Source organism: Leifsonia sp. NPDC058230 (assembly GCF_042882245.1).
Lineage (GTDB): Bacteria > Actinomycetota > Actinomycetes > Actinomycetales > Microbacteriaceae > Leifsonia.
Genome location: NZ_JBHVWM010000001.1, coordinates 886,098 through 908,718, shown reverse-complemented (window position 1 = coordinate 908,718; position 22,621 = coordinate 886,098). Strand labels below are relative to the sequence as shown.

Genomic DNA, 22,621 nt, shown 5'->3' with positions numbered 1-22,621 from the left:
GGTTTTCCTTTCGTGTACGCGATCGTCAGTGATCTGCGCGTGATGTGATTGCGTCGGGTTGGTTGGTGGTCAGGTGGATGGACGCCCAGTCCACGTGCGCGGCGAGCGGAGAGCCTTGCTCGGTCTGGAGTGTCAGAATCGTCACTCCGCGCACGTCGAGGTCGAACGGGAGGGGCTCCGCTCCGGCGGTGAGCTCGCCGGCGAACAGTTCGCGGCCGTCCCCGAGGATGGCGATGCGGGCCGAGGTCTCCGGGGTCTCCTCATCGATGCCGACGCGGCCGACGACCCTGTCGGCGTCGGGGCCGATGTACAGGTCGAACGTGGACGGCGAGGAGACGCCGAATCCGCTGTCGTACTCGGTGCCGGCGATCCTCATGCGCTGACCGTCGTTCGGGTTGCCGCCGCCGTTGCTCTGGTCTCGTTCGACCGGGCCGCTCTCGTTGGTGAACGACAGCATCGGCAAGGTGGAGAGGGCGACGACGCTCGCGTCGACGGGGCGGATGAGTCGAGCGTGGCTGACGAGCGCGACACCGCGTCGGCCCGTGCGTTCGACGGTCACGACCCCCAACGCACCGCTGGCGAGGGTCGCCGGGGCGGTCACGGTCCAGGTCAGGTCGGTGGTGCGCGTCGCACGCCATCCCGGCGGCACCCGGATGACGGCATCCGGTGAGACGGTCAGTTCGGCGGTTCCGCTCTCGTCGAGGACGCCCAGGGCGGGTTCGACCGACGGCACCGCTTCCGGCTGGATCGGCACGGCGCGGAACAGGTCCGCCCCGCGAGGAGCGAGGATGCCCGCGAATCCCCCGTCTTGATCGAGGTGCACCGTCAGCACATCGTCGACGAGCGACAGTGCGTCCGCCAGTCCGTCCGCACCCTCGGCGTCGTTCACGATCCAGCTCTGCCAGCCGCTGCCGCCGAGGCGGCTCAGAGGGACCTGCAGATCGCGGGCGGGGCCGGCGGCGATGCCCCCGATGAACCAGCGGTCGCCCGAGCGCCGCGCCAGCACGGCCTCGGTGTCGGGGGTCCCGGTGAGCAGCCTGGTCTCGTCCCAGGTCGCGGGGAGCTCTGCGAGGAGTTTCGCGGCGAGTGGTCGTTCGAGGTACGCGTCGACGCCGTCTGCGTAATGCGTGATCCCGCATTCGAATGCGACGCTCATCCCGAGTTCGTGTCCATCGCTCGTCGTGCGGCCGGGCGCGGTGAACGCGGTCGGCGTGTAGTCCATCGCTCCGACGATGTTCCGGGTGAACGGCTGGATGACATTGTGCTCGGCGGTGAGCGGCAGGTCGTTGTAGAACACGTAGTACTCGGATCCGCGGATGGCTTCGTAGCCGACGACCTGGGGCCACGTGCGCGCCCACCCTCGCGGGATGACCGATCCGTGGAAATTCACCATCAGGCCGAGACGCGCGGTCTCCTGCAGCACTGAGTCGTACCAGCGGTAGCGGTCCTTCGACTCCGACTCCATGAAGTCGACCTTGATGCCGACGACGCCCCACGACCGCCAGAGTGCCAGCTTCTGCAGCTTCTCCGGCCCGTCGATGTCGTGCCAGATCGTCCACAGATGCACCTGGATGCCGAATCGGCTGGCGTGCGCGACGATCTCCGGAACCCAGGTCTCTTCCCAGCCGCAGTCGATGAGGAGGTGCTCCCAGCCGAGTCGGGCGGCGACGTCGACGAAGTGCTTCTGCTGCTCGAACTGCGCGCTGGAGTAGAAGTCCGACCACCACGACCAGGCTGCGCGCCCGGGTCGAACCCATGACGCATCGCCCATCGTCGGATGCGTCGGCGGTGCGAGCTCGTCGACGAGCTGACTCTCCACGACGGTGGCGAGGTCGCCGACGATGAAGACGCGCCAGGGGGTGATCACCCCTCGGGCGACCTCGACGGATGCGTCGGCCTGGATGAATCGGAGTTCGCCGGCGGCCGAGTCGATGCGTGCATGGGCTCCGCTGAACCGGCCGTCGATGTCGGACTCGGTGACGAGCACGTAGCGATCGTTCGCAGCTCGGAGCAGGATCGGCAGTCCGTAGTCGCCGTCGGGGAGCTCAGACACGTCCTGACCGAATCGCGGTGTCTCGTACCAGGTCTGGTACGAGAGAACCCAAGCGCGCTCGAAGGTGGACAGTTCGAGCGCGGTCGATTCCGAATCGAGAGAGGTGACGCCCTGGAGATCGGGGATGGCGTATCGCACGGCGACACCGTCGTCGGCGACTCTGACCACCAGTTGCCACTCGAGCCCGGATGCGTGGACCAAGGTCGAGGTGAGCTGGTCCATCTCATGCGTCGACGGTTTCGTCCTCTTTCCGGATACCGGCCGGAGCGTCTCCGTGACCGTTTCGACGGTCGACCGGAGCAGCGAACTCGCTACCGACAGATCGACACCTCCGATCGTGGCGCCGAGCCGAACGCTCAGGAGCTCGCCATCGCCGTTCTCGACGATCAGGCGCAGTCCGGTGTCTTCCACATGAACTGTCGCGCGTAGCCCTCCGCGGACGAGGGTTGCGGGAGGGAAAACGTCTGTGACCACTCTGTCTCCGTGCTTGCTTCCGGGTGGCGGCATTGGCCCGCCACTGACGAGATTAGGGTGCCGTACGTGGCGTGTTCTAGGACTGTTCGATTCGAACGCCTGGACATTTCACTTATGCTCTGCTCTCCGAGATCGATTTACTGACACCGGCATTGCGGGTACTGGGCGGTCCAACGTTTCAGACCGTCATCGTGAAGATGGATGAAGTACCGGTCCACAGTACTGGCGCGAATCGACCGGGAGGTTGCAGGATTGAGGGTGAGGAGGCACAACTGATGCGAGCTGTGACCATTGCCGATCAGGCAGCCGGAGTAGAGGGTCTGGAACTGAGCGAGATCGGCTTTCCGCACGCTGCCGAGAACGATGTCGTCGTCGAGGTCCACGCCGCCGGGTTCACCCCGGGCGAGCTCACCTGGCCCGCAACATGGACCGACCGAGCGGGCCGAGACCGCACGCCGAGCGTCCCCGGACATGAGGTGGCCGGGATCGTGACCGAGCTGGGCTACGGAACGACCGGGCTCACGGTGGGCCAGCGCGTGTTCGGTCTCACGGACTGGGCGCGGAACGGCTCACTCGCCGAGTACGTCTCGGTGGAAGCACGCAACCTCGCCCCTCTTCCCGCGACCGTCGACTTCACGATCGCGGCCGCTCTGCCGATCTCGGGACTCACCGCGTGGCAGGGGCTCTTCGAGCACGGTCGGCTGCAGGTGGGTCAGACGGTGCTCATCCACGGGGCTGCGGGAGGTGTCGGCTCCATCGCGATCCAGCTCGCTCGCAGCTCGGGCGCTCGAGTGATCGGCACCGGACGCGCAGCCGACCGGCAAACGGCTCTCGACCTGGGCGCCGACGAATTCTTCGACCTGGAGAACGACCGCCTGGAGGACGCCGGCAGCGTCGACCTGGTCCTGGACGTCATCGGCGGCGACATCTACGCGCGCTCGCTCGCCCTTGTCCGCCCTGGCGGCCGCATCGTGACGATCGCCGCCCCACCGCCCGCTCAACCGGAGAACGGTGAGGCTCTCTTCTTCGTCGTCGAACCGGACCGCGTGATCCTGGCCGAACTGGTGAAGCGGGTCAGCGCGGGCGACCTGGTCCCGATCGTGGGCGCGGTGCGCCCGCTCGAAGAGGTCGTCTCGGCCTTCGCGCCCGCCATGCGGGTTCACGGGAAGACGATCATCTCGGTTCGAGGGGACTGACCGAGCAAGCGCCCTGCCTGGCCGTTACGGTTACCGCGTCGGCGCGGGAACCCGGACCCCGCCCATCCCGCCGTCGACCGTGAGCAGGGTGCCTGTCGTCGACGCAGCGAGCGGGCTCGCCAGGTAGGCGATCGCGTTCGCGACCTCGTCCGCGGTCACCAGCCGGCCCATCGGCTGGCGCCGCGTGAGCTGTTCGCGCGCCGATGCGGCGTCGTCCGCGGCATCGAGCAGCCGGGCGACCCACGGTGTATCGGCCGTACCGGGCAGCACCGCGTTGACCCGGATGCGCCCGACGAAGTCCGCCGCCGTCGCTATCGTCAGCGCCTCGATCGCGCCCTTGGATGCGGAATACAGCGCGCGCTGAGGAAGGCCCACCCTCGACGCGATCGAGCAAGTGTTCACGATCGCGGCGACCGGAGACCGGACCAGCTGCGGGATCGCCGCGCGGGTCACGCGCACCGTGCCGACCACGTTGAGATCGAGAACGCGCCGCCACTCCTCGTCGTCGTTCGCGGTCACGTCTCCGACGGCTCCGACCCCCGCGTTGTTGACGACGACATCGAGTCGTCCGAACGTCGCGATCACGCGCTCGATCGCGGCGACCACGCTCGCGTCGTCGGTGATGTCGGCTTCGCAGAAGAGCACGGCGGGATCGCTGCTCGGGTTGCGGTCGAGCACGGCGACCCGCGCTCCGCGCTCGGTGAGCACCCGAGCGGTGGCGGCTCCGATCCCGCTCGATCCGCCGGTCACCACCGCGACGAGGTCGTCGAAGTCGCTCATCGCGGCGCCACCACATTCTGGCGCTGCTCGCCGAGACCGTCGATGCCGAGCTCCATCCGGTCGCCTGCTACGAGATACTGGGGCGGGTTCGCGCCCATGCCGACTCCGGGCGGGGTTCCGGTGTCGATCAGGTCGCCCGGCTCGAGCACCAGGAACTGGCTGAGGTAGTAGACGATGAAGTACGGATCGAAGATCATCGTGGCGGTCGAGCCCGTCTGCTTGCGCTGACCGTTGACGTCGAGCCACATGCTCAGCGCGCTGACGTCGGGGATCTCATCCGGGGTCACGAGCCATGGGCCCGTCGGGTTGAAGGTCTCCGCCGATTTGCCCTTCACCCATTGACCGCCGCGCTCCATCTGGAATGCGCGCTCACTGACGTCGTTGACGAGGACGAAGCCCGCGATCGCCGCACGCGCCTCCTCCGGCGACGAAAGATAGCTGGTGCGGCGGCCGATCACGATCCCGAGCTCGACCTCCCAATCCATCTTCGTCGACCCGCGCGGGATCCGCACGTCATCGTTCGGCCCGACGAGTGTGTTGGGGGCCTTGTTGAAGACGATCGGTTCGGAGGGAACGGCCTGCCCGGTCTCTGCCGCATGATCCCGGTAGTTCAGACCGATGCACAGGAGCTGATGCGGACGCGCGATCGGCGCACCGATGCGCTCCCCGTCGAACGTCTCGACCTGCCCGCGCTCCGACCGTTTGGCGACCTCGGCCCGCACCCGCTCGAGACCGCGCGTCCGGAAGAACGCTTCATCGAAGTCGGTCACGACATCGGAGACGTCGACGTACTCCTGGTCGTTCAGGCGGACGACGGGTCGTTCGGCGCCGAACGGGCCGATACGCATCAGTTTCATTGCACCGCTTTCTCTTCGGACCGCGAGGTCCGAGAGACAGCCGGGCCGGTGCCCGGGATGCCGGACACATCGCAGCTTCAGCGTGCGTCGAGCCGACCGACCGCGTCAACGTCGTCTTTCGTATGCACGGTATCCGCCATGCGAATACGCGCCCGCCGCCGAGCTGCGTCAGCGAGCTGCAGGGACCTCCCAAGTGCCCTCCGGTCGGGGCGCGGCGATCACCGTCGCGATGAAGGCCTGCGCTGCCGCGGTGAGCGGGCGGCCCGAATGCCACCAGATGCCGACGTCACGATAGTGATCGACTCCGAGTTCACGGATCTCCAGGCCGTCCTGCTTGATCATCGCGAAACCGAGGTAGTTCATCACGCCGATCCCATGACCCGCCCGCACCATCGCGCCCAGGGTCGACGGCTGATCGGACACGGTTCCGGCGGGCAGCTGCCGGTCGACCGAGCTGAACGCCGACTCCGCTTCGGAGCCGAGCCCCTCATCCGCGAGCGGGTTACCGATCGTGATCACGCGTTCGCCGCCGAGCTGCCGGGGGTCGATGACCTCGTCGGCGAGCAGAGGATGACCGGTCGGCAGCACGACGACGAACGGCTCACGCCACAGCGGCCGTACCGAGAACGAGCGGTCCCGCGGTTCCGGTCGCACGGGCCGCAGGGCGACGGCGACTCGACGCTCGGAGAGCGCAGCCTCGATGGTGCGCACATCGCCGTCGCGGATGGAGAGCTCGATCCGCGGGTGCTCGCGCTCCAGCCGGGTGATAACGGCCGGGAGGAACTCCGAACTGGCGCTCGCGAAACTGGCGACCTTGACCGACCCGGAGACGATCCCCCGCTCGGCCAGCACGCCGGCCGTCAGCTCATCGGCGGCGGCCAGGACCGCACGTGCGCGCGGAAGCAGCGCCTTGCCCTCTTCGGTCAGGGTCAGCGGGCGTACCCGACGTTCGATCAGCGTGCATCCGAGCTCCTTCTCCAGGTTGGAGATGTGTGCCGAGACACGAGGCTGGGAGAGGTGCCCGAGTTCGGCCGCACGCGCGAAGCCGCCCGCGTCGACGACGTCGACCCACGTTCTGAGCCAGGTGAGGTCGAGGGCCATCGTGAACACTCCATCGCTCGGGCAGCAACCGGTGTCGATCCTAGTCGCGGGCGCCGCGCGGCCCCGGTCTCAGCTCGTGGCGCGGAACGCGAGGAGGCGGCGCCGAGTTCGCCCGAGCGCGCTCCGAGTGCGGCTTGGCGGAGGTCGATCGGCGCGCGTTCGGGGATCGGCTGGAGCGCCGCTGATTCCAGTTCGTCCCAGAGCAGGGTGGCGGCCGATCCGAGACCGCCGCCGATGACGATGCGCGCGGGATCCAGCACCGCGTAGAGCCGTCGGGCCGCGTCGCCGAGAGCAGCTCCCGCCTCGCGCAGGATCGTGTCCGCGACGGTGTCCTCCCCCGCTCGCTCAGCGAGCTGCCGGGTCGAGAGCGACCGGCCCGTGGCGCGGAGGTACCGGCGCTCGATCCCCTGACCCGAGGCGAACTGCTCCAGATTCCGCCGCTCCGGATGCGCGTCGAGCACGCTCGGAGGCGCGGGCCATTCCCCGAGCGAGATCGCGGCCCCGCGCGCCCCTTCGAGGAGGTCCCCGCCCGGGAGCACGAACGCCGATGACACGCCGGTTCCGATGGAGAAATACAGAAGGCTGAGGTGCGGGTCGCCCATCGCATGCCATTCGGCGAGAGCGGCGCAGCGCACATCCGAATCGATCCGCAGCACAGCGCCGGTTCCCGAGCCGCTGAGCTCGCTCACGACAGCCGACCGCCCGGCCGGGCCGAACTCGACGACCATGGACGTCAGAACGTCGCCGTCGCGCACGTACTCGGGCAGGCCGATCCCGCACGCGTCCACTGCGAGGTCGTGCCCGGATGCCGACAGCTCGCGGATGCCCGCCAGGATCGCCGCGGCCGCATCCCGCGTATCGGTCGGCTTCTCCGTGCGCCCGACGGGCGTGAGACCCGAATCGGGATCAGCGCTGAAGAGGGCGACGCGAGTGGTCGTCCCGCCGACGTCGATGCCGAGGATCTTCACAGATCGTCCGGTGTCCACCCGTCGGGGACCGTACCGCGTCCCAGAAGGTAGCGAGCGGTCTCGGCTGCTCGCACGAGCATCCGTTCGTGGGTTCCGACCGGGAGGAACATGGCGTCCCCGGCGCGCAGCACGTTCGTCGCCGAGTATCCGCCCTCGACGCTCCAGACGTCGACCCACAACTCGCCCTCGGTGACGACGACGACCGACTCGTGCGTCACCGGCGCGAACTCCTCGACATGTCCCGGATGCACCTCGCCGGAGACGAGCTGGAGGTACTCGGTGCTGGTGAGCGTCGAACGCAGGTGGGTGGCCTTGTCGTCACGGAATTCGAGCAGGCCGTTCTCGAAGCAGACCAGGGTCAGCCGGCGGGCGGCGAATTCCTCATCGCGCGCATCCGGCCAGCGTCCCTCCCAGCGTGTGTCCCGATACGTCGTCTCGGCGAGCGGCTCCTGGCGTCTGGCGAAATCGGATGCGGCGCCGAGCGCGGGCGGCGGGCAGAAGTACTCGACGACACGAACGGTCTCCCGATACGGATTGAACGCGTTGTGCCAGGTGCCGGCCCTCATGAGCACGCCCTGCCCGGTGTCGAGCGTGTGCACCTCTCCACAGCTCGGGTCGGCGATGATCATCTTGCCGGCGACGACCATGTAGACCACGTCGGCGCCGAAGACCGTCCGGTTGCTGTCGCTGTGGCGGAACTCGCCACCCGGCGGAAGCTCGTATTCGAGGACGTGCAGGCGGCGCGTCGAGCTGAGAACGCGATCGGTGACGTATCCCGCCTCCTGGTCGCCCCACACGTGGTGGAGGGCGTCCTCACGACGGATCATCCGCGGCTCGACATGCTCCGGGCGCGGAGTGGGGCGCCGGCCTTCCGGCATTGCTGGGGCGACTGTCTCTGTTGACATGGCATCGACGGTACCATACCAATTCAACCAAAAGGGCCGAGTGGGATGATCGAGTGTCATCCGTTCGCGCGTGTCAGTCGCGCGCGGCAGCAAAAGAGCCGATCCGCGAGAGCTCCGCCGAGAACCGATACGCGTCGCCCCGGTAGTCGAGCACGGAGATGAGCACCGGGGTGCCGTCCTTCGCGTATCCGGTCGAATCCAACTCCAGAAGCGACTCCCCCGGGTCGAGGTTGAGGTACTCCGCGGTCTCCTGACTCGCTCCATGGGCGCGGAGGATGCAGGTCGTGCGCTCGATGTCGACACCGCAGACCGTTTGCAGCCGCTCGTACAGGGATGCGCGCTCGAACGTCTCATCCCGGAGCGCACCGCACAGTTTCACCGGCAGCACCGCGGTGTCGACGCACGTCGGCACATCGTCGAGCAGGCGAACCCTGCGCAACTCGAGAACAGGACTCGCGGGCGGGATGCGCAGCCGCTCCGACTCGTCGAGGGTCGCCGGCCGCTCGACGAAACGCAGCACGCGGGACGAGGGGGTGAACCCGCGCTTCCCGGCGATTTCTGTGAAGCTCTCAAGCTCGGTGGAATTGTCGGCGACGGTCCGGTCGTCCGTCACATACCAGCCGCTCTGCGGCCTTCCCGAGATCACACCCGCGTTCTCGAGCTCACGGAGAGCGGCGCGCAAGGTCGTCCTGCTGACCCGGAGATCCTGCGACAGCGCCCGCTCGCTCGGCAAACGCCCACCTGGTCCGGTTAGACCTTTGCGGGCATACGAGAGGATCCCCTCCACCGCGTAATTGACTGCAGGGCTGACCTCGATATCCATAGCGAAAACTATACCAACCAAATTGGTGCGAATTGGTACGGCTGTGGTACCGTGTGCGTCTGTGCACTCAGAGCACGGGACCATCACACAAGGGAGTGGAATGTCAGAGTACGTTTCGGTCGGCATCATCGGCTGCGGCCGTGTTGCACAGAACGCCTATATGCCTTTGGTTCTCAGCCTCGTCGCCAAGGGCTCCGTCAGCAGCGTCAGCGGTGCGGACGTGAACCCCCGTCGCCTGGAGGAGATGCAGGCGAAGTTCCCGATGCGTCGCGTCTACGACGACCCGGCCGACCTGATCGCCGACCCGGAGATCGACGTCGTGCTGGTCCTGACCTCGATGCCCCAGCACGGGGAGTTCGCGATCGCGGCCCTCGAAGCGGGAAAGCACGTGCTCGTCGAGAAGCCGATGGCGACCACGCGGGAGCAGGCCGCGCAGCTCATCGAGGTGTCGAAGACCTCGCCCGGCTACCTCGTGTGCGCGCCGCACGTGATGCTCAGCCCCGACTACCAGGAGATGTACCGCACGATCGCATCCGGCGGCGTCGGCCGTCCCCTGCTCGCTCGTTCCCGCTACGGGTGGGACGGTCCCGACTGGGGCCAGTGGTTCTATGCTCCGGGCGGCGGCCCCCTGTTCGACCTCGGCGTCTACAACGTCACGAGTCTCACCGGACTGCTCGGCCCGGTGGCGAGGGTCTCGGCCATGTCGAGCCTGACGCGTCCGGAACGTGTTGTCGATGACGAGCTCATCGACGTGCAGACCGACGACACCTTCCAGATCGTGCTCCAGCATGAGAGCGGTGCGCTCTCGACGGTCACGACGGCGTTCGGCATCCAGCGCTACAAGGGAGCGGCGCTCGAGGTCTACGGCCTCGACGGGACGATTCAGATGCTCGGCGACGACTGGGCGCCCGCCGGTCTCGAGTACTGGCAGAACGAGGTCGGGGCGTGGCAGCTGCTCGACTCGCGGAGCACGTACTGGCCGTGGACCGACGGTCTCAGCCACCTCGTCGAGTGCGCGATCTCGGGAACCGAGCCGTATACCCGGCCCGAGCACGCATTCCACGTTCTCGACATCATGCTCTCCGCGATGACCGCGGCCGAGACCGGTCAGACGCAAGACGTCCAGAGCCGCTTCGTTCCGCCCGCGCCGCGGGAGGGCTCGTTCCGTCAGGACTCCCACCGAGTGCACGACAAGACCCACGAGGACGCCCAGCACTAGGTGCGGGCAGAGGACATGAACATGAAGAAATCACGATTCATCGTCGCCGGCGCGATCGCGACCGGGCTGATGCTGTCTCTCGCCGCCTGCGCGCCGGGAAGCAGCGCCGCGAACGCCGGCAATGCCGACGCGAACACCGCGGTGGTGACCGACCCGAGCAAGATCGCCGCCACGACGATCACCGAGTTCGACTCCTTCACCGATTCGACCTCGGGGCTGAGCCAGTACATGGACAAGGTCAACGCCGCGTTCATGGCGAAGTATCCGAAGATCAAAGTCAAGCGGCAGACAGCGGGTGGCGACATCAACACCACGCTCAAGCTCAAGATCTCGGATCCGTCCGGACCGGACATCGTTCCCGCGAACCAGGGCTGGGCGGGCATCGGCGACCTGAGCGCATCCGGTCTGCTGCTCAACCTCGACCCCTATGCCAAGGCGTACGGATGGGACAAGACGTTCCCGACGAGCCTCCTGCAGCAGCACTCCGCCACGACCGACGGCAAGCAGTTCGGCTCCGGCAGCGTCTTCGGCGTCCCGGTCAACCAGGGATCGTTCGTGACGGTCTTCTACAACCGTGACAAGCTCTCCCAGCTCGGGTTGAAGGTTCCCACGACCATCGACCAGTTCCAGGCCAGCCTGTCCAAGGCCAAAGCGGCGGGGATCACACCGGTGCAGATCGGCATCCAGGACCAGGCGGCCACCGCCATCCTGCTGGCGCTCCAGGATGCGTACGGCGACCCGACCAAGATCCGCGACTTCGTCTACGGCGAAGGCAACGTGAAGGCTCAGGACACCGGCATGACCCAGGCCGCGGACACGTTCGCGAAGTGGGCGAAGAACGGATACTTCCCCAAGGACTACCAGGGCATCAAGCTCGGGGACTCGGCGACGTCGTTCGTCAACGGCGACGGGCTCTACTTCTTCTACTACACCGGCTATCTTCCGGCGAGCGGACCACAGCTCGACAAGTTCGGAACGTTCATCATGCCCCGCAACGACGGCGAGACCGCTCCGGTCACCGGTTCGTCGTCGCAGAACTTCTCGATCGCGAAGAACTCGAAGTCGCCGGATGCGTCCGCGCTCTACCTCAACTTCATCTCCTCGGTGAAGAACGGCCAGATCTCCATCGATGTGCTCAACACGCCCATCATCGGTCAGTGGAAGGAGAACACCTCGTCCGCGATGCTCAACGACACGCTCGGCGTGTTGAACCAGGCGGACAAGGCGAACGGCTACCTGCCCTACTTCGACTGGTCGACACCCACGATGCTCGACACCCTCTCGAAGAATCAGTCACTGCTCGCTGCCGGTCAGATCGACGGTGCGGGCATGAGTAAGGCGCTCCAGGATGACTACGCAGCTTTCCGCGCCAAGAAGAAGTAGCGACACGACCGGTCGGCCCCGTGAAGGCGGGACCGACCGGCCGAGGCCGCGACGCAGATCGCGGTTTCCCAGCTGGCGGAGCCTCAGCGGCTGGGTGTACGTGCTGCCCGCCCTCGCCATCTACGGCTACGTGGTCATCGTGCCGACCATCCAGAGCGTCTGGTATTCGTTCTGGGATTGGAACGGTGTCGGAGCGGCGACCTGGGTGTGGTTCGGCAACTACGTCGACTTCCTGAGCAACCCGCGCCTGGGCCTCGCCCTGCAGCACACGCTCGTCTTCATGTTCTTCTACGCGCTCCTCCCGATCTGCCTCGGGCTGGTGTCGGCCGCGTTGGTGTCCCGCTCGGGGACGCGCGGCAACGGCTTCTTCCGAACGGTCATCTTCCTTCCTCAGGTGCTCACGTCGGTCGTGATCGTCGTGATGTGGAACGAGCTGTTCTCCACCTCCGGGCTGGTGAACTCGACGCTCAAAGCGGTCGGCCTCGACTCGCTCGTCCAACCGTGGCTCGGGAGCTTCCAGTGGGCGCTTCCGGTGCTCGGCCTGGCCGGAACGTGGACGACGATGGGGCTCTGCATGCTGCTCTTCATCTCCGGCGTCGGAAACATCCCCGGCGAGCTGTACGACGCGGTGCGCGTGGATGGGGCCGGAGCGTTCCGGGAGTTCTTCTCGGTCACCCTGCCCGGTCTGGTTCCGCAGATCGCCGTTGCGCTGACGCTCACCATCATCGGCGCGCTCCGGGTCTTCGACCTGGTCTGGCTGACCACGCGCGGCGGCCCGGGCGACTCGACGGTCACCCCGTCTCTGTTGCTCTACCAGACGGCGTTCACCGAGGGCGAGGTCGGCGGCGGCGCAGCCGTCGGGGTGTGCCTCGCGGTCGTGTCGATCGCCATCGCCCTCGTCATCGTGTCATTCACTGATCGGAGAAACGCATGATCGGACGCGCAGAACGCGTCGCCTCGTATGTCGTCCTCATCGTCTTCGCGGCCGTCGTCTTCGTTCCCATCGTGCTGCTTCTGCTGACCGCCCTGAGCCCCCAGCCGAACGGTCAGATCGTCCTGACCGATCTGCGCTGGCAGAACTTCGCCGACGCCTGGCTGAGATCCGATTTCGGCTCGCACCTCCTCCTGAGCCTGATCCTCGCCGGCACGGTGACCGTGATCACGGTGCTGATCGCGCCGCTCGCGGCCTATGCCATTGCGGTGCTCAAGATCCCCGGTCACCGGGCGCTCTTCGCGCTGTTCCTGGTCGGCATCATGATCCCGCTGGAGGGCATCATCGTGCCGCTGTACTTCACGATGCGTGCCACCCCGTTCGCCAGCACCATCGGATCGCTGATCATCGCACAGGTGGGTCTCTCGGTCGGCTTCGGGGTGTTCTGGATGCGCGCGGCCTTCCTCGCGATCCCGCCGAGCCTGCTCGAATCCGCGAGCCTCGACGGCGCCAGCCGGTTCCGCCTGTACCGCAGCATCGTGCTGCCGCTGGCGACGCCGGCGACCATCACGCTCGCGCTGCTCACCTGCATGTGGGTCTGGAACGACTACTTCCTCGCGTTCGTGCTGGTGAACAACCCCGACCAGTTGCCGGTCACCGTCGCGCTCGGCGACTTCACGAACAAGTACGCGACGCAGGTCAACCTGATGTCGGCCTGTGCGGTGCTCGTGGCGTTGCCGATCGTGATCCTCTACCTCTTCTTCCAGCGTCGATTCATCGCGGGTGTCCTGTCCGGCGCCTTGAAAGGATGACCCCGTGGCATGGCTGATGCTCGCCTGCGCGATCGCATTCGAGGTACTGGCGACGACGTTCATCTCGTCCACCAACGGCTTCTCCCGGCTCTGGCCGACGGTCGGCGTCCTGTCGGCGTACGCCGTATCCTTCTTCGCCCTCTCCCAGGCGGTGAAGAAGCTCGAGATCGGTGTGGTCTACGCGATCTGGTCGGGCGTCGGCACGGCGATCATCGCCACGATCGGAGTCATCTTCTTCGGCGATTCCATCAACGCGATCAAGGTCCTCGCGCTGGTGCTCATCATCATCGGTGTCGGGATGCTCAATCTCTCGACTGTGCATCCCTGACCCCGAATCAGCTGGTCGCGAGGAGACCGAGCGTGTCGAGCACGCGGTTGGAGAAGCCCCACTCGTTGTCGTACCAGGCGACCACCTTGATGTGACGGCCGTCGACGCGGGTGAGGGCCGAGTCGAAGATCGAGGAGGCGGGGTTGCCCGTGATGTCGGATGACACGAGGGCATCGTCCGAGTACTCGAGGATGCCCGCGAGCGGCCCCTCCGCTGCCGCGCGGTACGCAGCCAGCACGTCGTCGCGCGTCACGTCGCGGGCGACGGTCGTGTTGAGCTCCACGATCGAGCCAACCGGCACGGGGACGCGGATCGCGTCGCCCGACAGCCTGCCGTCGAGGTTCGGGAGCACGAGCCCGATCGCCTTGGCCGCTCCGGTCGTGGTCGGCACGATGTTGGCGGCGGCCGCCCGGGCACGACGGGGATCGCGGTGCGGACCGTCCTGGAGGTTCTGCTCCTGCGTGTACGCGTGCACGGTCGTCATGAAGCCCTGCTCGATGCCCGCGAGCTGGTCGAGCACTGAGGCCAGCGGCGCGAGCGCGTTGGTCGTGCAGGAGGCGTTCGAGATGATCGTGTGCACAGCGGGGTCGTAGGCATCGTTGTTGACGCCGAACGCGAGCGTCACGTCCGCGCCGTCCGACGGCGCGCTGACGAGCACCTTCTTCGCGCCGGCGTCGAGATGCACGCGGGCGGCCGTGGCCGACGTGAAGCGGCCGGTCGACTCGAGCACGATTTCGACACCGAGCTCGGCCCACGGAAGCTTCGCCGGCTCGCGCTCGGCCAGAACAGCGATACGACGGCCGTCGACGACGAGCGTGTCGCCGTCGACGCTCACCGGGCGGCCCAGCCGACCGGCGGTCGTGTCGAAAGCGAGCAGCCGGGCGAGGGTTGCGGGTTCGGTGAGGTCGTTGATGGCGACGACCTCGAGGTCGCTGTCACGTTCGAGCAGCGCACGCAGCACATTGCGTCCGATGCGGCCGAATCCGTTGATGGCGATACGAGTCATGGATGTTTCCCTTCGGTTCACCACCAGGTTCGCTCGCGCCGCGCGCCCCTGACAGCGGCGGGAGCGCCATGGTTCGAAAGGATCGCGCCAGTCGCCGTCGGGCTACTCCCCTGGGGTGAAGGTGCGCCGGTATTCGCTCGGTGTGGTGCCCAGGATGCGCTGGAAGTGCATCCGGAGGTTCGCGCCGGTGCCGAGGCCGACGTCGGCCGCGATCTGCTCGACGCTCCGCTCCGACCGCTCGAGCAGCTCACGGGCGACATCGACACGGGCGCGCATGACCCACTGCATCGGCGTGTACCCGGTGTCTTCGACAAAGCGGCGCGAGAACGTGCGCGGTGATACGGCCGCATGCTTGGCGAGCACCTCGAGGGTGAGCGGGTCGCCGAGGCGGTGCAGCGCCCACTCGCGGGTGAGCGTGAAGCGCTCCCCGAGCGGCTCGGGCACACTGCGCGGCACGTACTGCGCTTGACCTCCACTCCGGTAGGGGGCGGCTACCAGGCGCCTCGCCGCGTGATTCGACGCGGCCACCCCGAGGTCACCGCGGAGGATGTGCAAGCAGAGGTCGATGCCGGAGGCGGCGCCTGCCGACGTCAGCACGCTTCCCTCGTCGACGAACAGGACGTTCTCATCGACCCGGATGTGCGGGTACTTCGCCGCCAGCGCCCTCGTGTAGTGCCAGTGCGTCGTCGCCCGCTTGCCGTCGAGCAGGCCCGTTGCGGCGAGCGCGAACGCGCCCGTCGAGATGGCGGCGAGTCGCGCTCCCCGGGTGTGCGCTGCGATCAGCGCGTCGACGACGGTCTGCGGCGCGTCGTCCCGGTCGGGGAACCGGTAGCCGGGGATGAAGACGATGTCGGCCCAATCCAGGGCTTCCAGGCCGTACGCCACGTGGTACGACAGGCCGTCTCCGCCGGTGACGAGACCCGGAGCCGCACCGCACACCCGCACCTCGTACGGCATGCTCGCACGGGTCGTGAACACCTGCGCGGGAATCCCGACATCGAGCGGTTTCGCACCCTCGAGCACGAGGACGGCGACGCGATGCAGGCGGGGAGCTGGCACAGGCACCAGGGTAGTTGCTGGACCCTAGTGCGAGGTGACGGTCGCCGGCCGACGGAGGTTCGCGATCCAGGCCACGACGGCGAGCGCGATGATGATCACGATGACCAGGCTCGCGGCGGGGTTGAGCCCGAGCGGCTCGTCGAGCGCTCCGATCGCCAGCACGGGCACCGCCAGTCCGCTCTGGGCGGCGATGAAGTACGCGGCGATGCTCTTGGCGCGGCTTTCCACCGGAACCGCGCGGCCCAGCTGACCCAACCCACCCATGAAGGCGAGACCGGCACCGAATCCGCCGACGACCGTGCCGGCGGCGAAGAGCCCGACGCTCGCCGCGAGCAGGCCGGCGAGGACGAACCCGAGCGCGACCACCAGCAGGATCAGGCCGAGCAGGATGGACCACCGCGGAGCACGGGAGCGGAACGCGAGCTGCGCGACGACCCCGATCTCGAACACGATGAAGGTCGCGAGCCCGCCGACCAGCAGATTGTGGATGTGCAGGGTCCCACCGATGAACTGCGGCGAAAGACTCGCGAACACGCCGAGCAGCGCGAAGGTCGGGAACACGGCGAGCGCGGAGCGCCAATACACCCCGAGCGCGCTGCGCGGCACGCCGACGCGGGGCGTCCAGTCGACCGTGGTCGCGCGCCGTGCAATCGTCTCGGGGACGAAGACCGCGAGCACGGTGGCGACGACGACCAGCACGAGGTAGAAGACGAAGACGAGCTGGGCGGGATCGGGAAGGTATTGCGCGAACAGCCCGGCGAGGAGCGGGCCCAGCCCGAGGCCGCCCATGTTCACGGCCGTCGACACCATCGCCGGGAACGCCTTGTTCGCTCCTCTGTACAGTTCGACGAGCGCGGCGGTCGCGGGCGACGTGATCAAGCCGACGCTGAACCCGCTGAGGAGTCGGCCGATGAGCAGCATGGGCGTGTTCGCCGCGAAGACGAAGAACACGGTCGACGCGATCGCGGTGAACAGGGCGGCGATCACGAGCGGTTTGCGCCCGATCTGGTCGGACAGGGCCCCGAAGAAGATCAGGGCGATCAGAGTCCCGAGCACATAGGTCGAAAAGATCCACGTAGTGATCTCGGGGTCGAACCCGAACTCCTTCTCCCACACCGTGTAGAGGGGTGTGGGCAGGGTTCCGCCGGTCGTGACGAGCGCGAAGGTGGCCGCGGTGATGCTGAAAGATGCCGCCGTGCCGAACACCGGTGTGCGAGCCACGTCACTGCTCCGTTTCGAAGCGTTCCTGGATCGTCAGAGTCTAGCAATCAGGGGTTCTGCGGCCCAGCCTCAGAGGCCTGCCGCCTTCGCCCGCAGCACCGCGCTCTCCCGTTCGTTGCCGGCCAGCCCGGCCGCCGTCAGCAGCTCGGATCGTGCCTCCTCCGTGCGGCCGAGCCGGGCGAGCAGTTCGCCGCGCACGCTCGGCAGCAGATGCGACCCGCGCAGCGCACCCTCGGCAGCGAGCTGGTCGACGATGCGAAGGGCGTTGGCGGGCCCCGTCACCATCGCCACGGCGACCGCACGATTGAGTTCGACGACCGGGCTCGGGGCCAGCCGGCCGAGCGCCTCGTAGAGGAGCACGATCCGTTCCCAGTCGGTCTCCTCGAAGGTCGGCGCGATCGCGTGGCATTCGGCGATGGCCGCCTGCAGCCCGTAGCTTCCACGGCCTCGGCCGACGGCATCCGCCAGCGTGAGGGCGGCCCGCCCGCGTGCGATCTGTGCGCGATCCCAGCGCGATCGGTCCTGCACGTCCAGCAGGATGGGCGCGCCGTCGCGGGTGACACGGGCCGAGAACCGGGACGCCTGGAACTCCATCAGGGCGACGAGCCCGTGGACCTCCGGCTCCCGCGGGAGCAGACCCGCGAGGATGCGCCCGAGACGGAGGGCCTCGTTCGCCAGCTCCGTTCGCACCCACCGATCTCCGGACGTCGCCGCGTACCCCTCGGTGAAGATCAGGTACACCACCCCCAGCACCGCCCCGAGCCGCGCGGGCCATTCGTTCGGGTCGGGCGCCTCGAACGGAACGTGCGCCGCCGACAGCGTCTTCTTCGCCCGCACGATCCGCTGCTGCACGGTCGCGACCGGCAGGAACAGCATCCGGGCGATCTCCTCGGTGCTCAGACCGCCCACGATCCGCAGCGTCAACGCCACCTGAGCCTCCCGCGAGAGCACGGGATGGCAGGCCGTGAACACCAGCCGCAGCATGTCGTCGTCGATCGGCTGCCAGTCGTGCTCGGTCGTCTCGGAGAGATCGCGCGCGATGGCCCGGTAGCGCTCGTCGAGCCGTTCCCGCCGCCGCCAGCCGTCGATGGCCTTCCGTTTCGCGACGGCCGTGAGCCACGCGCCCGCGTTGCGCGGAACCCCCGTCTCGGGCCACTGCGACAGTGCGTCCACGAACGCCTCCTGCGCGAGGTCCTCGGCGAGGCCGACGTCGCCGGTCATCTTCGCGAGGGTCGCGACGATCCGCGATCCCTCGATGCGCCAGACCGCGTCGGCCGCCCGCCGGGTGTCCGTCATCGTGGCCTCCGGATGCGCCGGGCGACCCGTCAGCGCTGCTCCGCCTCTGCGCGCCAGCCGGCTTCCTTCTGGATGTACTCGTTGTCCGCGTAGTCGGCGAAGTCGCTCTCGTCGGTCACGCGGCGCACCTCGAGTTTGCTTCCGGCGGTGAGCGGCGCCCGCTGGGCCCACTCGGCCGCTTCCTCCTTGGTGGAGACCTCGATGATCCAGAACCCGTTGAACAGTTCGTGCGTCTCACCGTACGGGCCGTCGGTGACGATCGGCTTCTCTGCGGCGAAGTCGACCACGAAGCCTTCCTTCGCATCCGACAGTCCCTCGCCGGCGAGGAGCACGCCGGCCTTGATCATCGACTCGTTGTACGCGCCCATCGCGTTGATGATCGCCTCGAAGTCGGTGGCCTCGTAGGCCTGAACGGCCTCGTCGTTGGAGCGCATGATCAGCATGTACTTCACGGTTCTTCTCCTTCGTCACGGGGTCGCGGTTCGCGTCCCTCTACTATGGCGTCGAATGAGCGCGGGGGAAATCGACAACGCCGCCCCGACTTCTCGCGAAGTCGTGGCGACGCCGTCGATCGAATCGGCTACCGGATGCGGTGCCTAGCGCTTCTTGACGTTCGTCACGACGTCGGCGGCGTGGTCCTGCCGGTCGCTCTTCGCCTTCTTGTCGGCGCGCTTCTCTTTGAGGGAGCGCGCGGCCGGTTTAGCGGTCGCCTTGCGTGCGGATTTCTCGGCCATTGTGATTCCTCCATCGGAGCCACGGTGGCTCGGTAGTCGAAGGCTATGCCCATCGCCGCTCCTGGCCCAGCATTCCCACGGATTGGCAGCGAACCCCCACCCGCGCCGTCAGCGCCGGAGAACGGATGGCCGCGGCAGGCCGAGCTCCTCGAGGAGGTCGCCGAGCATCCGGTCGAGCTCGTAGCCGGTCTGCGTGATCTTGTTGTTCCCGAAGCTCACCAGCTGCGCGCTCGGCTGGTCGACGCTGAGCACCGTCTTGCCGGCGCGATCCACGTGCAGCTCGACCCGCAGCGGTGCGTAGAGCATCACGCCGGGGTCGTGGCGAAACATCCGCGCCGCGGTGGCGTAGTCGCCGATGAGGTAGCTGGCGCTCGGCCGATCCGAGCCGCCCGCCCGCATGATCTCGCTCGGGTAGCTGCGCCAGAACACGACGAAGCTGTGGATGCCGTTGCCCGCAGCCGCCTGCACGAACCGCCGCCACTCCGCCCCGTCCGCGACGAGCCGCCGGAAGAGGTCCTCGTCGAGCGGAGGCACCTCCGCCTCGAAAGCCTGCCGGAGTCGCTCGAACGGAACGTCGGCCACGATCTCGATCCGGGTGCCCGAAACCGGCACGATCCTCTCGAACGCCTGAATAGTCATCGAGTCCTTTCTAGTCCGTCCCCTCCCCCGACGTAACGTGGAGGGCATGGATGCCTGTTCCGAGCTCGCGGATGCCGCCACCCGGCTCGCAGCGACCGCCACCAGCCCGCGCACCTTCCTGGTCGAATTCGGACGCGTCGCCGCGGGCGTGCGTCGCGGCCCGCTCTGGATGCTCGACGCCGGGAAGGGCGGCAGGAATCATTTCTCGGGGCGCGGCTTCCGCCGACCCGTGGATGACGACACCGACGGACAGGCACGCCACTTCGCCGGGATCGTGGCGGTCTCGGCACGCGTCGGCACCCGGCTGACCCGCATCCTCTCGATCGCTGTCGGCGGCGACAAGCCGACCAGCGCCGACGGGCGGCTCACCGACCAGGCGCTCGAGTTCACCCGCCTGGTCCGCAGCGGCCGGCTCGCGCCGGGCGACTCCGGAGACTGGATCCGCGCGCGGTTGTGCAAGGCGAGGTCGTGAGCTCGTCACCCGCGCGGCGGAGCGATCCGGCGTCCGGTTGGTACGAGGGTCCGACGACACGAGACGCCGCGTTTTCTAGCCTTGAAGCATGCGACTGATCTACGATGCAGAACTCGACGTCGCCTACCTGAGGGTGGATGACGACGCTCAGACCGCGCTGCCCGCGCACTCGGGAGAGGCCGCGACGCCGGCCGGTGGGGCGTATGTGAGTGCCGAATACGACGCCGACGGCTACTTCGTGGGCGTCGAGATACTCGGGGCGCACCGCGTTCTCAGTCCTGCCGTGCTCGCCGACGCCGAACGGCTCGCACGCCCATAGAGGGCAGCATCCGCTCGGCTTCGAACAATCCTGGCGCCTGTGTGCCGACGTTCCAATACGCACAGATATTGTTCTCAATCTCACAACGTTGATAGGATGCGAACCAAAGCAAAGCGTCAACGTCGAAAGGTTGCTGTGTCACATCCATCCGTCTCCCTGCAGTTGTACAGCGTTCGGGATGCCCTCGAGCTCGACATCCCCGCCACCATCGAGCGCGTCGCCGCGCTGGGCTTCACCCAGGTCGAAGCCTCCTACAAAGTGCTCTCCCGGGGGCCCGAGCTGCTCGACGCGATCAAGCGCAACGGCCTGATCTCGCCCACTATGACCTCGCCGCTACTCGACGCCGACTACGACGCCGTCTTCAGCACCGCTGTCGCGCTGGGCGCGCACACGGTCGTCGAGACCTTCGTTCCCGAAGAGCACTGGACGACCCTCGACGATGTCCAGAGCATCGCCGACCGGCTGAACGCCGCTGCCGCCAAGGCCGCGGACTTCGACCTCCGCGTCGGCTACCACAACCACTGGTGGGAGCTCGAGCACCGGTTCGACGGCCGCACCGCCCTCGACCAGCTGGTGGACCGCCTCGACCCGCGCGTCGTGCTGGAGGTCGACGCCTATTGGGTCGCCGTCGGCGGAGTCGACCCGGTCGAGTACGTCGCCAGCCAGGCCGACCGCGTGCGCTTCCTGCACCTGAAGGACGGCCCCGTCTCGCGCGACAACAAGCAGCAGGTTCCGGCCGGGCAGGGTTCGATGCCGCTCGCCGGGATCATCGCGGCCGCCACGAACCTCGAGGTCGTCGTCGTCGAGTTCGACGACTACGCCGGCGACGTCTTCGAAGCCATCTCGCCGGCGCGCGAGAAGCTGACCGAGCTGGTCTCCGCATGAGCTCGGGCAAGCCGTTCGGTGTCGGGGTCATCGGCGCCGGCACGATCAGCAACCAGTACCTGACCAACCTCACGAGCTTCCCCGACATCGAGGTGCACATCGTCGGCGACCTGTTCCAGGACAAGGCGGCCGAGCAGGCGGAGGCGTTCGGCGTTCCGGCGTCGGGTTCGCCGGAGGACGTGCTCGCGCATCCGGATGTCGAACTCGTCGTGAACCTGACCATCCCGGCCGCGCACGCACCGGTGTCGCTGGCCGCGCTCGAAGCGGGCAAGCACGTCTGGACCGAGAAGCCGTTCGCGATCGACCGTGAATCGGGCCTCGAGCTGCTCGAGAAGGCGCGCGAGACGGGACTGCGGATCGGCGGGGCGCCCGACACGATCCTCGGGGCGGGCATCCAGACGGCGCTCCGGATGATCCGCCGCGGCGACATCGGCGAGCCGATCAGCGGGCTCACGCTGTTCGAGGTGCCCGGGCCGGTCGACGACCACCGCAACCTCGAAGTGCTGCTCTCCCGCGGCGCGGGACCGCTCTGGGACATGGGCCCGTACTACCTGACCACGCTCGCGCAGGTCTTCGGATCGTTCCGGTCGGTCGTCGCGGCCGGCGGTATCGCCCGGCCGAAGCGCATCCTCCAGAACGGGCCGAAAGCCGGGCAGGAGATCGCCGTTCAGGTGCCGACCCACATCAGCATCCTCGCCGGGTTCGACTCGGGCGCCTCGACCACGAGCGTGCTCAGCTGGGACTCCCCCCACCGTCGCGTCGGGCATGTCGAGATCACCGGAACCGAGGGCACGCTCTCGATCCCCGACCCGAACATGTTCGACGGCGACCTGCGTCTGCGCCGCAAGGACGACGACGACTGGACGGTCATCCCGGCGTCGGGCGCGGCCGGCGGCCGCGGATCGGGCGTGCTCGACATCGCCCGGTCGATCAGGGCGGGAGTGCCGCACCGGGTCACCGGTGACCTGGCGTTCCACATCCTGGACACGATGGCGGCGGTGACGGATGCGGCCGACAGCGGCGAGCGCACCTCCGTCACCAGTACGGCTCCGCTCATGGAGATGCTGCCCGAAGACTGGGACCCGCACGCGGCGACCCTCTGACCCGCGAACCTGACAGACGCGCGAACCTGACAGACGCGCGAACCTGACAGACGCGCG

General features: G+C 67.8%; 23 protein-coding genes and 1 pseudogene. 10 read left to right on the top strand and 14 right to left on the bottom strand.

Going from position 1 to position 22,621, the window contains the following annotated elements; all coding sequences use genetic code 11:
• Window positions 1-25 precede the first annotated feature (25 nt).
• The gene (locus ACFVV0_RS04610) at window positions 26-2,464 is read right to left on the bottom strand and encodes a glycoside hydrolase family 97 catalytic domain-containing protein (RefSeq protein WP_387058850.1); all 2,439 of its coding nucleotides are present in this window, start codon (window positions 2,462-2,464) and stop codon (window positions 26-28) included.
• Window positions 2,465-2,802: 338 nt separating this feature from the next.
• Here ACFVV0_RS04610 and ACFVV0_RS04605 point away from each other — a divergent pair, with 338 nt between their 5' ends.
• Window positions 2,803-3,723 (top strand): NADP-dependent oxidoreductase, encoded by a 921-nt coding sequence (locus tag ACFVV0_RS04605; protein ID WP_387058847.1) that lies wholly within the window; start codon window positions 2,803-2,805, stop codon window positions 3,721-3,723.
• Between the two features lie 30 nt (window positions 3,724-3,753).
• Here ACFVV0_RS04605 and ACFVV0_RS04600 read toward each other — a convergent pair whose 3' ends face one another.
• From ACFVV0_RS04600 to ACFVV0_RS04575, 6 genes and pseudogenes are all read right to left on the bottom strand, one after another.
• Window positions 3,754-4,503: an SDR family NAD(P)-dependent oxidoreductase gene (locus tag ACFVV0_RS04600; RefSeq protein WP_387058844.1), complete on the bottom strand. Its 750-nt coding sequence runs from the start codon at window positions 4,501-4,503 to the stop codon at window positions 3,754-3,756.
• Complete coding sequence (locus ACFVV0_RS04595) at window positions 4,500-5,360, bottom strand: fumarylacetoacetate hydrolase family protein (RefSeq protein WP_387058841.1); 861 nt, start codon at window positions 5,358-5,360, stop codon at window positions 4,500-4,502. The genes ACFVV0_RS04600 and ACFVV0_RS04595 overlap by 4 nt, the downstream gene beginning before the upstream one ends.
• Window positions 5,361-5,528: 168 nt before the next feature.
• Window positions 5,529-6,461 carry a LysR family transcriptional regulator gene (locus ACFVV0_RS04590; RefSeq protein WP_387058839.1) on the bottom strand — a complete coding sequence of 311 codons (933 nt, stop codon included), beginning with the start codon at window positions 6,459-6,461 and terminating at the stop codon, window positions 5,529-5,531.
• A gap of 104 nt (window positions 6,462-6,565) precedes the next feature.
• A pseudogene (locus tag ACFVV0_RS04585) lies at window positions 6,566-7,429 on the bottom strand (ROK family protein); the annotation flags it as partial.
• Complete coding sequence (locus ACFVV0_RS04580; RefSeq protein ID WP_387058836.1) at window positions 7,426-8,334, bottom strand: cupin domain-containing protein; 909 nt, start codon at window positions 8,332-8,334, stop codon at window positions 7,426-7,428. The pseudogene ACFVV0_RS04585 and the gene ACFVV0_RS04580, both read right to left, overlap by 4 nt.
• Before the next feature lie 73 nt (window positions 8,335-8,407).
• The gene (locus ACFVV0_RS04575; RefSeq protein ID WP_387058833.1) at window positions 8,408-9,157 is read right to left on the bottom strand and encodes a GntR family transcriptional regulator; all 750 of its coding nucleotides are present in this window, start codon (window positions 9,155-9,157) and stop codon (window positions 8,408-8,410) included.
• A 100-nt stretch (window positions 9,158-9,257) separates the two neighbouring features.
• Here ACFVV0_RS04575 and ACFVV0_RS04570 point away from each other — a divergent pair, with 100 nt between their 5' ends.
• The 5 genes from ACFVV0_RS04570 (at window position 9,258) to ACFVV0_RS04550 (ending at window position 13,830) form a co-directional block, all read left to right on the top strand.
• Window positions 9,258-10,376 (top strand): Gfo/Idh/MocA family protein, encoded by a 1,119-nt coding sequence (locus ACFVV0_RS04570; RefSeq protein WP_387058831.1) that lies wholly within the window; start codon window positions 9,258-9,260, stop codon window positions 10,374-10,376.
• Between the two features lie 21 nt (window positions 10,377-10,397).
• Window positions 10,398-11,759, top strand: a complete 1,362-nt coding sequence (locus ACFVV0_RS04565) for an ABC transporter substrate-binding protein (RefSeq protein WP_387058828.1) — start codon at window positions 10,398-10,400, stop codon at window positions 11,757-11,759.
• A 94-nt stretch (window positions 11,760-11,853) separates the two neighbouring features.
• Window positions 11,854-12,693, top strand: coding sequence for a carbohydrate ABC transporter permease (locus tag ACFVV0_RS04560; protein WP_387058826.1), 840 nt, complete (start codon window positions 11,854-11,856; stop codon window positions 12,691-12,693).
• Window positions 12,690-13,502, top strand: coding sequence for a carbohydrate ABC transporter permease (locus ACFVV0_RS04555; RefSeq protein ID WP_387058823.1), 813 nt, complete (start codon window positions 12,690-12,692; stop codon window positions 13,500-13,502). The genes ACFVV0_RS04560 and ACFVV0_RS04555 overlap by 4 nt, the downstream gene beginning before the upstream one ends.
• Window positions 13,503-13,506: 4 nt before the next feature.
• The gene (locus ACFVV0_RS04550; protein ID WP_387058820.1) at window positions 13,507-13,830 is read left to right on the top strand and encodes a DMT family transporter; all 324 of its coding nucleotides are present in this window, start codon (window positions 13,507-13,509) and stop codon (window positions 13,828-13,830) included.
• Window positions 13,831-13,837: 7 nt separating this feature from the next.
• On the opposite strand, the gene gap is transcribed toward ACFVV0_RS04550, so the two are convergent.
• The 7 genes from gap to ACFVV0_RS04515 all read right to left on the bottom strand — a co-directional run bounded on the left by gap (window position 13,838) and on the right by ACFVV0_RS04515 (window position 19,785).
• Window positions 13,838-14,836, bottom strand: coding sequence for a type I glyceraldehyde-3-phosphate dehydrogenase (gene gap / locus ACFVV0_RS04545; RefSeq protein ID WP_387058817.1), 999 nt, complete (start codon window positions 14,834-14,836; stop codon window positions 13,838-13,840).
• Window positions 14,837-14,938: 102 nt separating this feature from the next.
• A complete protein-coding gene (locus ACFVV0_RS04540; RefSeq protein ID WP_387059478.1) occupies window positions 14,939-15,904 on the bottom strand; it encodes a GlxA family transcriptional regulator in 966 nt (321 codons plus the stop codon).
• Between the two features lie 15 nt (window positions 15,905-15,919).
• Window positions 15,920-17,116: an MFS transporter gene (locus tag ACFVV0_RS04535; RefSeq protein ID WP_387058814.1), complete on the bottom strand. Its 1,197-nt coding sequence runs from the start codon at window positions 17,114-17,116 to the stop codon at window positions 15,920-15,922.
• 69 nt (window positions 17,117-17,185) lie between these two features.
• Window positions 17,186-18,412, bottom strand: a complete 1,227-nt coding sequence (locus tag ACFVV0_RS04530; protein ID WP_387058811.1) for an RNA polymerase sigma factor — start codon at window positions 18,410-18,412, stop codon at window positions 17,186-17,188.
• Between the two features lie 29 nt (window positions 18,413-18,441).
• Window positions 18,442-18,864 carry a YciI family protein gene (locus ACFVV0_RS04525; protein WP_387058808.1) on the bottom strand — a complete coding sequence of 141 codons (423 nt, stop codon included), beginning with the start codon at window positions 18,862-18,864 and terminating at the stop codon, window positions 18,442-18,444.
• A 144-nt stretch (window positions 18,865-19,008) separates the two neighbouring features.
• Entirely contained in the window at window positions 19,009-19,146 is a 138-nt protein-coding gene (locus tag ACFVV0_RS04520; RefSeq protein ID WP_387058806.1) for a hypothetical protein, read from the bottom strand.
• A 108-nt stretch (window positions 19,147-19,254) separates the two neighbouring features.
• Window positions 19,255-19,785 (bottom strand): DUF302 domain-containing protein, encoded by a 531-nt coding sequence (locus ACFVV0_RS04515; RefSeq protein WP_387058803.1) that lies wholly within the window; start codon window positions 19,783-19,785, stop codon window positions 19,255-19,257.
• Window positions 19,786-19,831: 46 nt separating this feature from the next.
• Between ACFVV0_RS04515 and ACFVV0_RS04510 the strand changes: the two genes are divergently transcribed.
• The 4 genes from ACFVV0_RS04510 (at window position 19,832) to ACFVV0_RS04495 (ending at window position 22,564) form a co-directional block, all read left to right on the top strand.
• Window positions 19,832-20,257 carry a hypothetical protein gene (locus ACFVV0_RS04510; RefSeq protein WP_387058801.1) on the top strand — a complete coding sequence of 142 codons (426 nt, stop codon included), beginning with the start codon at window positions 19,832-19,834 and terminating at the stop codon, window positions 20,255-20,257.
• A gap of 88 nt (window positions 20,258-20,345) precedes the next feature.
• Window positions 20,346-20,576: a DUF2283 domain-containing protein gene (locus ACFVV0_RS04505; protein ID WP_387058798.1), complete on the top strand. Its 231-nt coding sequence runs from the start codon at window positions 20,346-20,348 to the stop codon at window positions 20,574-20,576.
• Window positions 20,577-20,711: 135 nt separating this feature from the next.
• The gene (locus ACFVV0_RS04500) at window positions 20,712-21,461 is read left to right on the top strand and encodes a sugar phosphate isomerase/epimerase family protein (RefSeq protein ID WP_387058796.1); all 750 of its coding nucleotides are present in this window, start codon (window positions 20,712-20,714) and stop codon (window positions 21,459-21,461) included.
• Window positions 21,458-22,564: a Gfo/Idh/MocA family protein gene (locus ACFVV0_RS04495; RefSeq protein ID WP_387058794.1), complete on the top strand. Its 1,107-nt coding sequence runs from the start codon at window positions 21,458-21,460 to the stop codon at window positions 22,562-22,564. The genes ACFVV0_RS04500 and ACFVV0_RS04495 overlap by 4 nt, the downstream gene beginning before the upstream one ends.
• Window positions 22,565-22,621 lie beyond the last annotated feature (57 nt).